12 protein-coding genes are annotated in these 12,969 nt (G+C 64.8%); 9 read left to right on the forward strand and 3 right to left on the reverse strand.

Features of this window, described 5'->3' with window-relative positions:
* Nucleotides 1-75: 75 nt before the first annotated feature.
* Together ASG84_RS00625 and ASG84_RS00630 are read right to left on the reverse strand one after the other, a co-directional pair.
* Nucleotides 76-579, reverse strand: a complete 504-nt coding sequence (locus ASG84_RS00625) for a DUF2505 domain-containing protein (RefSeq protein ID WP_057475124.1) — start codon at nucleotides 577-579, stop codon at nucleotides 76-78.
* 11 nt (nucleotides 580-590) lie between these two features.
* A complete protein-coding gene (locus ASG84_RS00630; RefSeq protein ID WP_057475125.1) occupies nucleotides 591-1,100 on the reverse strand; it encodes a DUF2505 domain-containing protein in 510 nt (169 codons plus the stop codon).
* 58 nt (nucleotides 1,101-1,158) lie between these two features.
* Between ASG84_RS00630 and ASG84_RS00635 the strand changes: the two genes are divergently transcribed.
* The 3 genes from ASG84_RS00635 to ASG84_RS00645 all read left to right on the forward strand — a co-directional run bounded on the left by ASG84_RS00635 (nucleotide 1,159) and on the right by ASG84_RS00645 (nucleotide 5,037).
* A complete protein-coding gene (locus tag ASG84_RS00635; protein ID WP_057475126.1) occupies nucleotides 1,159-2,175 on the forward strand; it encodes a UDP-N-acetylmuramate dehydrogenase in 1,017 nt (338 codons plus the stop codon).
* 62 nt (nucleotides 2,176-2,237) lie between these two features.
* Complete coding sequence (locus ASG84_RS00640; protein ID WP_057475127.1) at nucleotides 2,238-3,788, forward strand: MBL fold metallo-hydrolase; 1,551 nt, start codon at nucleotides 2,238-2,240, stop codon at nucleotides 3,786-3,788.
* 52 nt (nucleotides 3,789-3,840) lie between these two features.
* A complete protein-coding gene (locus tag ASG84_RS00645; protein WP_057475128.1) occupies nucleotides 3,841-5,037 on the forward strand; it encodes a L,D-transpeptidase in 1,197 nt (398 codons plus the stop codon).
* 100 nt (nucleotides 5,038-5,137) lie between these two features.
* Here ASG84_RS00645 and ASG84_RS00650 read toward each other — a convergent pair whose 3' ends face one another.
* Nucleotides 5,138-5,893, reverse strand: coding sequence for an SDR family NAD(P)-dependent oxidoreductase (locus ASG84_RS00650; RefSeq protein ID WP_057475129.1), 756 nt, complete (start codon nucleotides 5,891-5,893; stop codon nucleotides 5,138-5,140).
* A gap of 334 nt (nucleotides 5,894-6,227) precedes the next feature.
* On the opposite strand from ASG84_RS00650, the gene ASG84_RS00655 reads away from it, so the two are divergent.
* The 6 genes from ASG84_RS00655 (at nucleotide 6,228) to ASG84_RS00680 (ending at nucleotide 12,963) form a co-directional block, all read left to right on the forward strand.
* Complete coding sequence (locus tag ASG84_RS00655) at nucleotides 6,228-7,511, forward strand: ROK family protein (RefSeq protein ID WP_200936472.1); 1,284 nt, start codon at nucleotides 6,228-6,230, stop codon at nucleotides 7,509-7,511.
* Nucleotides 7,512-7,522: 11 nt separating this feature from the next.
* The gene (locus tag ASG84_RS00660; protein WP_057475130.1) at nucleotides 7,523-8,386 is read left to right on the forward strand and encodes an alpha/beta fold hydrolase; all 864 of its coding nucleotides are present in this window, start codon (nucleotides 7,523-7,525) and stop codon (nucleotides 8,384-8,386) included.
* Nucleotides 8,387-8,484: 98 nt separating this feature from the next.
* Nucleotides 8,485-9,813: a D-inositol-3-phosphate glycosyltransferase gene (gene mshA, locus ASG84_RS00665; protein WP_057475131.1), complete on the forward strand. Its 1,329-nt coding sequence runs from the start codon at nucleotides 8,485-8,487 to the stop codon at nucleotides 9,811-9,813.
* The gene (locus ASG84_RS00670; protein WP_057475132.1) at nucleotides 9,810-10,307 is read left to right on the forward strand and encodes a YbjN domain-containing protein; all 498 of its coding nucleotides are present in this window, start codon (nucleotides 9,810-9,812) and stop codon (nucleotides 10,305-10,307) included. The genes mshA and ASG84_RS00670 overlap by 4 nt, the downstream gene beginning before the upstream one ends.
* 58 nt (nucleotides 10,308-10,365) lie before the next feature.
* Entirely contained in the window at nucleotides 10,366-11,796 is a 1,431-nt protein-coding gene (locus tag ASG84_RS00675; RefSeq protein WP_057475133.1) for a nucleobase:cation symporter-2 family protein, read from the forward strand.
* Nucleotides 11,797-11,871: 75 nt separating this feature from the next.
* A complete protein-coding gene (locus ASG84_RS00680) occupies nucleotides 11,872-12,963 on the forward strand; it encodes a BMP family lipoprotein (RefSeq protein WP_235581474.1) in 1,092 nt (363 codons plus the stop codon).
* Nucleotides 12,964-12,969: the final 6 nt, after the last annotated feature.

The raw sequence follows: 12,969 nt of genomic DNA on the forward strand, positions 1-12,969 counted from the left end.
CACCGGTCACTGCGACGCAACCGATTGATGCCGGTGGTGCCGCGAGTGATGACGCCTTCAGGCCCCTTCAGTGGGCTAGGCGTTCTTCTCGAGCCAGTCGGCGGTCACTTCACCTTCACCGCGCCACAGGTCGATGAGGTTGACCAGCATGAGCTGCTCGAGCTTGCCGCCGATGAACGGCAGGAACACCTTGGCCTCCGAGGAGGTGCGCAGGGTCGAACCGCCGTTGGTGGGGAAGAGCGAGGTGGTGCCCTTCAGTGAGCCGGGTCCGGCCGGAATCGACGCGTCGTAGTGCCCCGCCGTGGTTTCCCCGTACGCGTCGAAATGCACGTTGCGGGTGATGACCATGTCTTTCTTCATCACCGTCTGCGCGATGTCGGGCAGTTCGGTGCGTGGGATGACGTGGTGCATCACGATGTCGATTCCGGCGTCGGACACCTCGAAGCTCTTGAGCTCGTTCTCCGAGTACTTACGCATCTCCTCGATGCGCGCGTCCCAGTGATCACGACTGGACAGCGCTGCATAGACCTGCTGCGTCGAGTGGGTGAACCGGGCGGAGTAGTTCATTCGGCGAGCCATAGTGCGCCAGGTTAGCCGTTCGTGTTCGCGGCAATCCAGTTACCGGTGAAGTCCTGCTCGTTGTCGATCAACGCAAGTACCTGCTCGCTGATCATCGATTCGATTTTCCCGCCGAAGATGGGGACCTTGACCTCGGTGGTGCCGGCCAGTGCGACGGTGGTCGTGTCGCCCTTGGCGTCGAGGGTGGTGGTGCCGGTGATGCGTGCCGGTGCCCCTTCGACGGTGGCTCCGAAGGTGCCCGCGGCGTGCTTACCGTCGAACGGTCCCCAACTCTCGGTGCGCTCGATGATGAGGTCGCCCTTCTTGAAGGCGGTGACCGCGGATGGCAGCTCTTCCTCGGGGACCGACTGGGTCAGGACGACATCGATGGTGCCGTCGCCGACGGTGATGCTCTTCACGCTCGCACCGGGGCCGCCGATCTGCTCGATGCGGTCCTTCCAGTACTGCTCGGAAGTGAGTGCGGCGTGGACCTTGTCGGCGGAGGCGGGCACAGTCGAGCTGTGCTCAATGGGGCGAGGCATCCCCGGAGATTACCGGGTGACCCTTCACACACGTGCACGACCGGTAGCGTCAGAGTTCGTGCCTACTGCAATTTCGGAGCTCACCACTATTCGAGTGGGCGGCCCGGCCCGTGAATTCTGTGTCTCGGCGACGGGTGACGAGTTGGTTTCGCTGGTACGCGACGCAGATCGGGCCGGAACGGACGTGTTGGTCGTCGGCGGTGGATCCAACCTGGTCGTCGGCGACGACGGGTTCGATGGCCGGGTGATCCAGGTGACCGGCTCGCGGCTGGACATCGACGGCGAGATCGTGACGGTCGATGCGGGCGTCGAATGGGATGCCGTCGTGCAGGCGACGATCGATGCGGGGCTGTCCGGGATGGAAGCGCTCTCGGGGATCCCGGGCACCACCGGCGCGACGCCTATTCAGAATGTCGGGGCCTACGGTGCGTCGACGTCGGAGTTGCTGCACAGTCTCACCGTCTACGACCGGCAGACACAGGAGACGGCGGTGTGGACGCCCGAGCAGTGCGGTTTCGGGACGCACCGGTCGTCGGTGTTCAAGCGGTCCTCGCGATACGTGATTCTGGATGTGACGTTCGCGCTGAAGAAGACGACCGAGTCGCTACCGGTGCGCTACGCGGCACTGTCGGAGCGGCTCGATGTGCAGATCGGCGACGTCGTGCCGGTGCCGGACGTACGTGCGGCCGTACTGGCTCTGCGCGGCGAGCGGGGCATGGTGCTCGACGCGGGCGATCACGACACGTGGAGTGTCGGATCGTTCTTTCTCAACCCCGTACTGCCGGAGGTGCCCGAGCAGGCTGCCCACGCACCGAATTTTCCCGACCCCGCAGGTACCAAGATTCCCGCGGCCTGGCTGATCCAGAACTCGGGCTTTCCCCGCGGGTACGGCACCGAATTCGGACGCGGGACTGCGGCCCTGTCGTCCAAACACGTGCTCGCCATCACCAACAGGGGCGGGGCCACGGCGTCGGACATCATGGCGCTCGCCGCGCACGTCCGAGACGGTGTGCAGGAGAAGTTCGGTGTCACGCTGACGCCCGAGTGTGACCTCGTCAACTGCGCGCTGGGTTAGAGCCGCCCGAAACGGCGCATACGATGGAGCTTTGAAAAGCCCGGCTCGTAGGAGGTAAATCAGTGCAGGTCACCAGCGTGGGACATGCGGGATTCCATATTCGGACCGACGCCGGGAGCATCCTGTGCGATCCGTGGGTGAACCCGTCGTTCTACGCATCGTGGTTCCCGTTCCCCGACAACTCGGGCCTGGACTGGGACGAACTCGGTGATTGCGATTACCTGTACGTCTCTCACCTGCACAAGGATCACTTCGATCCACGCAACCTGGCCGAACACGTCAACAAGGACGCGACGGTGCTGTTGCCGGACTACCCGGTACTCGACCTCAAGCACGAGCTCGAGAAGCTCGGCTTCCACAAGTTCTACGAGACGACGGACTCGGTCAAGCACACGATCTCCGGGCCCAAGGGCGATCTCGACATCATGATCATCGCGCTGCGAGCACCCGCAGACGGTCCCATCGGCGACTCGGGCTTGGTCGTCTCCGACGGAAAGACCGTGGCGTTCAACATGAACGACGCACGTCCGGTGGACCTGGACGTGATGACCGAGAACTTCGGCCCCGTGGACGTGCACATGCTGCAGTACTCGGGCGCGATTTGGTACCCGATGGTCTACGACATGGTCTCGCGGGCCAAGAAGAACTTCGGCATCCAGAAGCGTCAGCGGCAGATGGATCGAGCGCGTCAGTACATCGAACAGGTCGGCTCCACCTGGGTGATTCCGTCGGCCGGCCCGCCGTGTTTCCTCGACGACGAGCTGCGCTTCCTCAACGACGTCTACGGCGACCCGGCCAACGTGTTCCCGGACCAGATGGTGTTTCTCGAGCAGATGCGCCTGCACGGACACGACAAGGGCCTGCTGATGATGCCGGGCACCGCGGCAACGTTCGACGGTTCCGAGCTGCTCTCGCACGAGCACCCCATTCCTACCGCCGAAGCTGAGGCCATCTTCACCACCGGCAAGGCCGAGTACATCGAGGCCTACGCCCAGCGTCAGGCGTCGGTCATCGCGGCCGAGAAAGCAGGCTGGGCTCCCGCCGAGGGCGAGCCGCTGCTCGAGCCGCTGCGGGGGCTGTTCGAGCCGATCATGGCGCAGACGGACCTGATCTGCGACGGCATCGGTTACCCCGTCGGGATCACGATGGGCGACGAAACCGTCGTGTTGGACTTTCCGAAAAGAATTGTGCGCGAACCGATTTCGGACGAGAAGTTTCGCTACAGCTTCACCATCCCGCCGGAACTGGTACGCACCGCAGTGCGTGACCAGGAGCCGGATTGGGTGAACTCGATCTTCCTGTCCACACGTTTCCGGGCCCGACGCGTCGGCGGCTACAACGAATTTCTGTACACGTTCTTCAAATGTCTCACCGACGAACGCATCGCCTACGCAGACGGCTGGTTCTCCGAGGCTCACGACGACACCGCCACGATCACGATGGGCGGTTACGAAATCCAACGCCGCTGCCCTCACCTCAAAGCGGACCTGACGAAGTTCGGCATCGTCGAGGGCAAGAAGCTCACCTGCAACCTGCACGGTTGGGACTGGAACCTCGAAACCGGCCGCTGTCTGACGTCGAAGGGTCATGAGCTGCGCACGCAGAAGTTGTGAGACTGCCCCCAAAAATTCGGGGTAGTTTGCAGACACAGGTACGTTGGATAACGTGCATGAGCAGGTAGAACAGACAAAACGGACGCGAGCGGTGTGGTTGATCGCCGTGCTCGTCGCCTTGGTGGCGCTGGTGGCAGGTTGCACCGTCGGATCCGGTGACGGAGGTTCGGGAGCTGCCGCTCCCACCACCGAGGCCGCGCCCGTCGCGCAGATTACCGCGAACCCGGCTGCCGGTGCCGTCGACGTCAGCCCCGTCGCGCCCATCTCGGTGTCCGTCACCGACGGAACACTCACCGACGTTGCCTTGACGAACCCCGAGGGCAAGGTCGTCCAGGGTGCACTGTCACCCGACAAGACCTCGTACGCAATCACCGAGCCCCTGGGTTACGGCGTCGAGTACACGTGGTCCGGCTCGGCCGTCGGAAAAGACAACAAGACCGTGCCCATCGACGGTGCCTTCACCACCGTCGAACCGGACAGCCGAACCTCGGTGAGCACCAACATCGGCGACGGCCAGGAAGTCGGCATCGCCGCGCCGATCATCTTGCAGTTCGACTCGGCGATCGAGGACAAGGCGGCCGTCGAGAAAGCGTTGACGGTGACCACCAACCCGCCGACTCCCGGCGCGTGGGCATGGTTCCCCGACGACAACGGCTCACGCGTGCACTGGCGTCCCACCAACTACTGGACGCCCGGTACGACGGTGTCGGTAGTCGCGAAGCTTTACGGCGTGAACTACGGCGGCGGCGCGTACGGCGCCGACGACGTCACGTTGAATTTCGGTATCGGACGCAGCCAGGTGGTCGTCGCCGATGCCACCAGCCACCGCATGCAGGTGGTCCGTGACGGCGCGACGATCATGGACATTCCCGTCAGCTACGGCGAGGGCAACGAGGACCGCAACGTCACCCGCAGCGGCATCCACGTCGTCACCGAGAAGCACGAGGACTTCCTGATGTCCAACCCGCCGTTCTACGAGAACGTGCGCGAACGCTGGGCCGTGCGCATCTCCAACAACGGCGAGTTCATTCACGCCAACCCGCTGACCACCGGCGTGCAGGGCGCGTCGAACGTGACCAACGGGTGTATCAACCTCTCCACCGAGGATGCCCAGGAGTACTTCGGTACGGCGATGTACGGCGACCCGGTGGAGGTCACCGGCACCCGCATCGACCTCTCTGCGGCGGACGGTGACCTGTACGACTGGGCCATCGACTGGCCGACCTGGGAGTCGATGAGTGCGGTGTGAGCGCTGCGCGCATGTGCACGGAAATTCGTAGTCCACTACGAATTACCAGTCACATGGGTCGTTCCGCAGGCTCCACTCCCGTGCACATGCGGCGAAGCCGCTACTTCCGAGAGAAGCGCCCCGGGCCGGCCTGATCGCGCGGCTTGATGATGATCTGATCGAGGTTGACGTGCGACGGTCGCGAGGCCACGAAGCCGATGACCTCGGCGATGTCGCTCGCCACCAGTGGCGTGATGCCCTGGTAGACCGCGTCGGCCTTGGCTGCGTCGCCGTCGAAGCGGACGAGCGAGAATTCGGTCTCGACGGCACCGGGTGCGACCTCGGTCAACCGCACCGGCTTACCCAGCAGTTCGCCGCGTAGCGTCCGATGCAGCACCGCCTGAGCATGTTTGGCGGAGGTGTACCCCGAGCCGTTGTCGTACGCCTCGAACGCCGCCACCGAGGTGATGGTGACGATGAGGCCGTCGCCGGAGTCGATCAGCTTGGGCAGCAACGACTTCGTGACCCGTAGCGTGCCGAGGACGTTGGTCTCCCACATCCAGCGCCAATCGTCGAGGTCGGCATCGATCACCGGTGCCAGTCCCTTTGCGCCGCCTGCATTGTTGACCAGGACGTCGACGCGGGGGATCACCGCAGCGAAGGCCGCCACCGAATCCTCGTCCGTGACATCGAGTTCCAAGGCCGTGCCACCGATGTCCGACGCCAACTCCTCGAGCCGGTCGAGTCTGCGGGCACCGATCACCACGTGGAATCCGTCGGCGGCGAGTTGGCGGGCGGTGGCCGCGCCGATGCCGGAACTCGCTCCGGTGACGACGGCAATTCGGGTATCGGGTGCGATCTGTTCGGGCGAGGTCATGGAGAAATTCTAGTTCGAGAGGCACAGCGTTTCTGGACGGGCCCGATTGGCCGATCTGGCTTCGAGTGCTAATTTGGGATTCATGTCCGCCAGCGAGACCACCGCGATGCGGGTCACCTATGTGACCGCGTCCCTCGGTTCTCGCCTGCCGCTTCCTCGGGAACTGTGTTGTCTCGGCCAAGGAATCTGTCTCTAGCCTTCTGCGCTACGGGCAGTCGATCCGCGCGACGTGGTCTTTCGTGACCACCGTGCTCGCCCCTTGACCTGCATCACTTCGCGCCGTCGTCGCTGATCATTCGCGACGACGGTCTCCACTGCTGAGGATCAACGACGGATGTCCGTAACCACGCTGCACCACCATCACGCTCGCTCCGCTCTGCGCTCGCCCGGACGGGCCACCGCTCCCGCATCGCGCGTCCAACTCGTCGCACCCGATCTACGCATCGTCGACAGCCCCGTGGCGTCGGTGCTCCGGGTGGCGTGCGTCGAAGGCCCCATCTCCCGCGACAGTGCTGCTCGCACAACAGGATTGAGCATTGCCACGGTCAACCGTCAGGTATCGGCTCTGCTCGGTGTCGGGCTGCTGCGGGAGCGCGCGGACCTGACGGCGTCGGGCGCAGTCGGACGGCCCCGGGTGCCGTTCGAGGTCAACCACGAACCCTTCTCCACGATCGGCATCCACATCGGTGCCGTCGTCACCGGCATCACGGTCAGCGACCTGCGCGGCCGCATCCTCGGCGCTGTCGAGATTCCGACGCCAGGTGGATCCTCCGACGCGGCCCTGACTTCCGTCACTCGCAGTGCCGGTGCCTTTGCCGGACGCTGGCATCGCCGTACACCGCTGTGGGTCGGGGTAGCCATCGGCGGCCGTGTCGACACCACGAATGGCACCGTCGACCATCCACGCCTGGGGTGGGAGAACGGCCGCGTCGCCGGCATCATCGGCGGCGGGCTAGGCCTTCCCATCTCGGTCTCCGGGCACGTCGAGGCGATGGCGGCCTCGGAATTGTTGCTCGCACCTCGACTGTCGGATACCGCGGCAGCACAGAGCGCAACCGGAACCTCCCTGTACTTCTACGCTCGCGAGACTGCAGGCATGGCTCTGACCATCGACGGCCGGGTCCACACCCCGGCGAGCGGGCCCGGGTCCATCGCCCACCTGCCCACCGGGTCGTCGGCGCTGTGCGGCTGCGGTAATCGAGGCTGCCTCGAGGCCTCCGTCAGTGATCGAGCGATGGTCGCTGCCGCTGTCGACCGCAAAATCCTTCAGCCGCAACCACGTCCGAGTATCGCTGCGGTGTACCAGGCAGCACAGAGCGGTTCGGAGGCGGCGCGAGAACTGTTGGTCGAACGCGCTCGGATACTGGGACGGACGGTGGCGCTGCTGCGGGACATGTTCAATCCGGATCGCGTTGTCCTCGGGGGTCAGGCGTTCACCACGTACCCGGCCGGAATCCCGCACGTGGGCGAGGCCTTCGCCGCGAATTCCACGTTGGCACGCCGGGATATTCGCGTCACCGGATTCGGCGACCGGGTGCAGGAATACGCCGCGACGGTGGTCTCGCTGAGCTCTCTGTACTCCGATCCGCTCGCGTCGATGCGCAGGGCCGCCGCGTAGGTTCACCTGTCATGAACAAGCCCGATACGAGCACCCCTGCAGCAGGACCGGTTCGCCAGACCACCGGGATCGACGGAGCCAACATCGTCTACCGCGTCAGCGGTGACCCTGATGCGAGGCCACTGGTTCTGCTGCACGGATGGGCGCAGAGCTCGGCGTGCTGGGGCGAGGGATTGCTGGCGGACTTGGCCGAGCGGTACCGCGTAGTGGCCGTCGACCTGCGTGGTCACGGCTACTCCGATGCCCCTACGACGGGGTACGCCGACTCGAAGATCTGGGCCGGGGACGTCGAGGCAGTGCTCGCTGCAGAGAGCATCACCGCCGACGCGGTGCTTCTGGGCTGGTCCTACGGCGGCCTGGTGATCTGTGACTATCTCGCCGAACACGGATCGGGCGCGGTAGCGGGCATCGTGCTCGTCGGCGCGATCACCAGCATCGGAAGGGGAGAAGCGGGCGGACGCGTGGGGACGGCCATGCGGGCGGCCATCCCCGGTGCGATGGCCGAGGAGCCGCGCGTTGCCATCAAGGCGCTCGGTAGCTTCGGGCACGCGCTGACCGGGCCGACAGAAGGCAAGGGCACGGAGGCGCAGGCGTTGTTCGGGTTGACGCTGTCCACGAGGCCACGGGTTCGGGCCGCCTTGTTCGATCGAGCGGTCGGCCACGACGACCTGCTGCGCAGCCTCGACATCCCGGCCTTCGTGCTGCACGGAACCGAGGACACCGTCGTCGACGTCTCTGCCGGACGGCACGCCGCGGAACTGATTCCCGCGGTCGTGGAGTCGTACTGGGAGGGCGTCGACCACGGACCGTTCGTCGCCGATCCCGAGCGGTTCTTCGTCGAGGTCAGCGAGTTCGTGGACGGTCTGAGTGTGTAACGACAGGTCAGTCTGGTCGCTCCGCAGGCTCCGCTCCTGCCCGGTCGTCTGAAGGGGTAGTTCTCGAGACGTAATGTGGAGGCGTGCACACTGAGGGAGTGACTGGACACCAGCTGAGCAGGGTCGCTGTGTTGTCCTTGCATACCTCCCCCCTGGCGCAACCCGGAACGGGCGACGCGGGTGGCATGAACGTCTACGTGTTGCAGAGCGCCAAAGAGCTGGCCAAGCGGGGTGTGGAGGTCGAGATCTTCACCCGGGCGACGGCGTCGACCGACGCTCCCGTCGTCGAGGCAGCGCCCGGAGTGTTGGTCCGCAACATCGTTGCAGGCCCGTTCGAGGGCCTGGACAAACACGACCTGCCCACTCAGCTGTGCGCGTTCGCGGCCGGGGTGTTGCGTGAGGAAGCTCGGCACGAACCCGGCTACTACGACTTGGTGCACTCGCACTACTGGCTCTCGGGGCAGGTGGGTTGGCTCGCACGCGATCGCTGGGGAGTGCCTCTGGTACACACCGCGCACACGCTCGCTGCCGTCAAGAACGCGTCGATGGCGCAGGGCGACTCACCGGAACCCGCGGCGCGCCAGATCGGCGAGCAGCAAGTGGTGGCCGAGGCAGACCGGCTGATCGCCAACACGACCGAGGAAGCGAAGTCCCTCGTGGAGATCTACGGGGCTTCGCAGGACGCGATAGACGTGGTTGCGCCGGGAGCCGATCTGGCGCAATACAATCCGGGGGACAAGCTCGCGGCCCGCGCCGAACTGGGTCTGAACCCGGACGAGTCGATCGTCGCCTTCGTCGGCCGCATCCAACCGCTCAAGGCTCCGGACGTGCTCATCGCCGCGGCCGCCGAAGTGCTGCAGCGAGATCCGTCCTCGCCGCTGCGGGTCCTCATCGTCGGTGGGCCGTCGGGCAGCGGGTTGGATCGGCCCGACAGTCTCATCGAGCTGGCCGAGAATCTCGGAATCACCCCGCGGGTGACGTTCATGCCGCCGCAACCATCGTCGCGTCTGGCGCAGATCTACCGCGCCGCGGATGTTGTTGCGGTACCGAGTTACAACGAATCGTTCGGCCTGGTCGCGATCGAAGCCCAGGCCTGCGGAACGCCGGTGTTGGCAGCCGACGTCGGCGGTCTCGGTGTGGCCGTGCGATCGGGCGAGACCGGACGGCTGGTGCAGGGACACCGCACCGAGGATTGGGCCGATGCGCTCGCCTCGATGCTGGCAGATCGAACTGCATTGGCGGACATGGCAACTGCGGCACCCCGACACGCCCGAAACTTCTCGTGGGAGCACACCGCGGACGGTCTTATCGAGAGCTACCGGCAGGCCAAATTCCATTTCGACCGTGGCGAGGCACCGAGTGAGTTCTCACCGCGACGCGTCCGAGGATTGTCGAAACTACGCAGATCAGGAGCAGTGACTGCATGAGCGAGACCGCCGAACTGATCGACCGGGTCCTGAAGGATCGCGAACTGGACTACACGCGGCGCGGCGAGGTGTTCACCGTCGAACTGCCCGGGGAACGCAAACTGAAGACGACGACGATGTTGACCGTCGGACATCACGGGGTGCGTATCGAGGCGTTCGTCTGCCGCAAGCCCGACGAGAACTTCGAGGGCGTCTACAAGTACCTGCTGCGTCGCAACCGTCGGCTGTACGGAGTGCACTACACCATCGACAAGGTCGGCGATATCTATCTCGTGGGCCGAATGTCGTTGCGGGCCGTCGACGGTGACGAACTCGACCGAATCTTCGGTCAGACCCTCGAGGCCGCCGACGGCGACTTCAACGTGCTGCTCGAACTGGGATTCGCGGAGTCCATCAAACGCGAATGGGCGTGGCGGGTCTCGCGCGGCGAATCGTTGGCGAACCTGAAGGCGTTCGAGCACCTGGTGGGAGCAGACAAGGCCGAGCAACCGTAACTCGCTCGAAATGGGTCGGTGTCGCTGCCCGTAACGTCCGGTTCATAACCTGATTGTCATGACCAGGCCTGAGGATGCCCGCCCGCCGGTGCTGCAGATGTTCGGTTACGGTCTGCAACACATTCTCTCGATGTTCGGTGGCGTCATCGCCGTACCGATCATCGTCGGTGGAGCGGCCGGCCTGTCCGGTTCCGATCAAGCCCTGCTGATTTCGTGCGCGCTGTTCGTCAGCGGCGTCGCCACCGTGCTGCAGACCGTCGGTATTCCGTACTTCGGGTCGCAACTGCCGCTGGTGCAGGGCATTTCGTTCGCCTCCGTCTCGACGGTACTGACGATCATCGGTAGTGCCGAGGACGGCCGAACCGGATTGCGCACGGTCCTCGGCGCAGTTCTGGTGGCCGCGCTCATCGGTTTGGCCATCGCGCCGTTCTTCTCGAAGGTCATTCGCTTCTTCCCGCCGCTGGTGACCGGCAGCATCATCACCGTAATCGGTCTGTCCCTGATGCCGGTCGCAGCGCGGTGGATCACCGGCCAGGAAATGGTGGGCGGTGCCCCGAACCCGAACTATCTCGATCCCGCCAATATCGGGCTGGCGATGTTCACCCTCCTCGCCGTGCTGGTGATGACCAAGATTCCGGGTCTGTCGAGGCTGTCGATTCTGCTCGGACTCGTTGTCGGCACCATCGCCGCGCTGATCGTCGGTAAAACCGACTTCGACGGTGTCGGCGACGCGTCCGTGGTGGCCGTACCGACGCCGTTCGCATTCGGGTCTCCGATCTTCGCCATCGGTGCGATCGTGTCGATGACCATCGTGATTCTGGTGATCATGGTCGAGACCACCGCCGACATCCTCGCCGTCGGTGAGGTCGTCGGAACCGACGTCGACTCCAAGCGCGTCGGAGACGGACTGCGCGCCGACATGGTGTCCTCGGCCGTCGCCCCGATCTTCAACACCTTTCCGGCGACGGCCTTCGCGCAGAACGTCGGCCTGGTGGCGATGACCGGCATCAAGAGCCGCTTCGTCGTCGCGGTGGGCGGCGGCGTGCTTGCGCTGCTGGGCCTTTCGCCGGTCCTCGCTGCAGTCGTCGGTGTCGTCCCGCTGCCGGTACTCGGCGGGGCAGGCATCGCCCTGTTCGGAACCGTCGCGGCCAGCGGCATCCGCACCCTCGGCAAGGTGAACTACGACAACAACTCCAACGTGGTCATCGTGGCGGTGACCTTGGCGTTCGGCCTCATTCCCGTTGTCGCGAGCGACTTCTGGGACAAATTCCCGGACTGGTTCGTCACCATCTTCCATTCCGGAATCAGTGCCGCCAGCATCGTCGCGGTGGTCCTCAACGTATTCTTCAACGTATTCAGACCCGGTACGCCGCCGAACCCATCGGTGGTGGCAGCCGGACCGGCAGTGATGGTGCGTGAGGACGAAGCACGAATACTCCGTGAAGGCGGCAGCTTGCCCGACAAAGCCGAGCCCAACAAGGACTCCTGAGTGAAATCCTGCGCACCCTCGCCCGCGCGAGTAGCGTCCCGAACCAGACGAAACACATCTAAATTGGAGGACATCTTGTCATTCGTTACCCGCACGAGTACGCGGAAGGCAGCACTCGGCGGCGTCGCGTCGCTCGGTGCCATCGCCCTGATCGCAGGCTGTGGATCCGCACCCGAGAACGAAGGATCGGGCGGAGGCGAATCCAGTGACTTCCTGCCCTGCATGGTCTCCGACAGTGGCGGATTCGACGACAAGTCGTTCAACCAGCTCGGGTTCGAGGGTTTGACCGAGGCATCCCAGGAGCTCGGCGTCGAGCCCCGCACCGTCGAGTCCGCGTCGCCCACCGACTACGCGCCCAACATCAACAACCTCGTCGATCAGGGCTGCAACCTCATCGTCACCGTCGGATTCGACCTGGCCGACGCGACCAAGGTCGCGGCCGAGGCGAACAGCGACATCGATTTCGCGATCATCGACGACTCGACCATCGATCTGCCGAACGTCAAGCCGCTGACGTACGACGCGTCGCAGTCGGCATTCCTCGCCGGTTACGCCGCCGCGAGCTACAGCACCACCGGAGTGGTCGGTACGTTCGGCGGCTCCCAGTTGCCGACCGTCACCATCTTCATGGACGGCTTCGCCGACGGCGTGAACTACTTCAATGAGCAGAAGGGCGAGGCAGTCCGCGTCATCGGCTGGGACGTGCCCTCGCAGAACGGCTCGTTCACCGGCGGATTCACCGCCAACGAGGTCGCCAAGAACACCGCCCAGGGCTTGATCGACCAGAACGCCGACGTCATCTTCCCGGTCGGTGGACCCATCTATCAGAGTGCGGCGCAGGCCATTCGGGACTCCTCGCGTCCGGTCGCCCTGATCGGTGCCGACGCAGACGTTTTCGAGTCCGACCCGTCGGTCGGCGACCTGTTGCTGACCTCGGTCACCAAGGGCCTCAAGACCAGCGTGGACGAGGTAGTCGCCAACTCCGGCGCAGATTCGTTCGACAACACCCCGTACGTGGGCACCCTCGAGAACGACGGCGTCGGCATCGCACCGTTCCACGACTTCGAGCCCAAGGTCGACCCCGCACTGCAGGGCGAGCTGGATACGATCAAGGCCGGCATCATCGACGGGTCCATCACCGTCGAGTCGCCGTCGGCACCCAAGTAGCACCAA

This window comes from Rhodococcus sp. Leaf278 (genome assembly GCF_001426085.1).
In the GTDB taxonomy this organism is placed as follows: domain Bacteria; phylum Actinomycetota; class Actinomycetes; order Mycobacteriales; family Mycobacteriaceae; genus Rhodococcoides.

Excerpts from the sequence above, each read along its gene's own strand:
- ASG84_RS00625 (WP_057475124.1), bottom strand. The coding sequence starts at position 579 with ATGGCTCGCCGAATGAACTACTCCGCCCGGTTCACCCACTCGACGCAG.
- ASG84_RS00630 (WP_057475125.1), bottom strand. The coding sequence starts at position 1,100 with ATGCCTCGCCCCATTGAGCACAGCTCGACTGTGCCCGCCTCCGCCGAC.
- ASG84_RS00650 (WP_057475129.1), bottom strand. The coding sequence starts at position 5,893 with ATGACCTCGCCCGAACAGATCGCACCCGATACCCGAATTGCCGTCGTC.
- ASG84_RS00655 (WP_200936472.1), top strand. The coding sequence starts at position 6,228 with ATGTCCGTAACCACGCTGCACCACCATCACGCTCGCTCCGCTCTGCGC.
- ASG84_RS00660 (WP_057475130.1), top strand. The coding sequence starts at position 7,523 with ATGAACAAGCCCGATACGAGCACCCCTGCAGCAGGACCGGTTCGCCAG.
- ASG84_RS00670 (WP_057475132.1), top strand. The coding sequence starts at position 9,810 with ATGAGCGAGACCGCCGAACTGATCGACCGGGTCCTGAAGGATCGCGAA.
- ASG84_RS00675 (WP_057475133.1), top strand. The coding sequence starts at position 10,366 with ATGACCAGGCCTGAGGATGCCCGCCCGCCGGTGCTGCAGATGTTCGGT.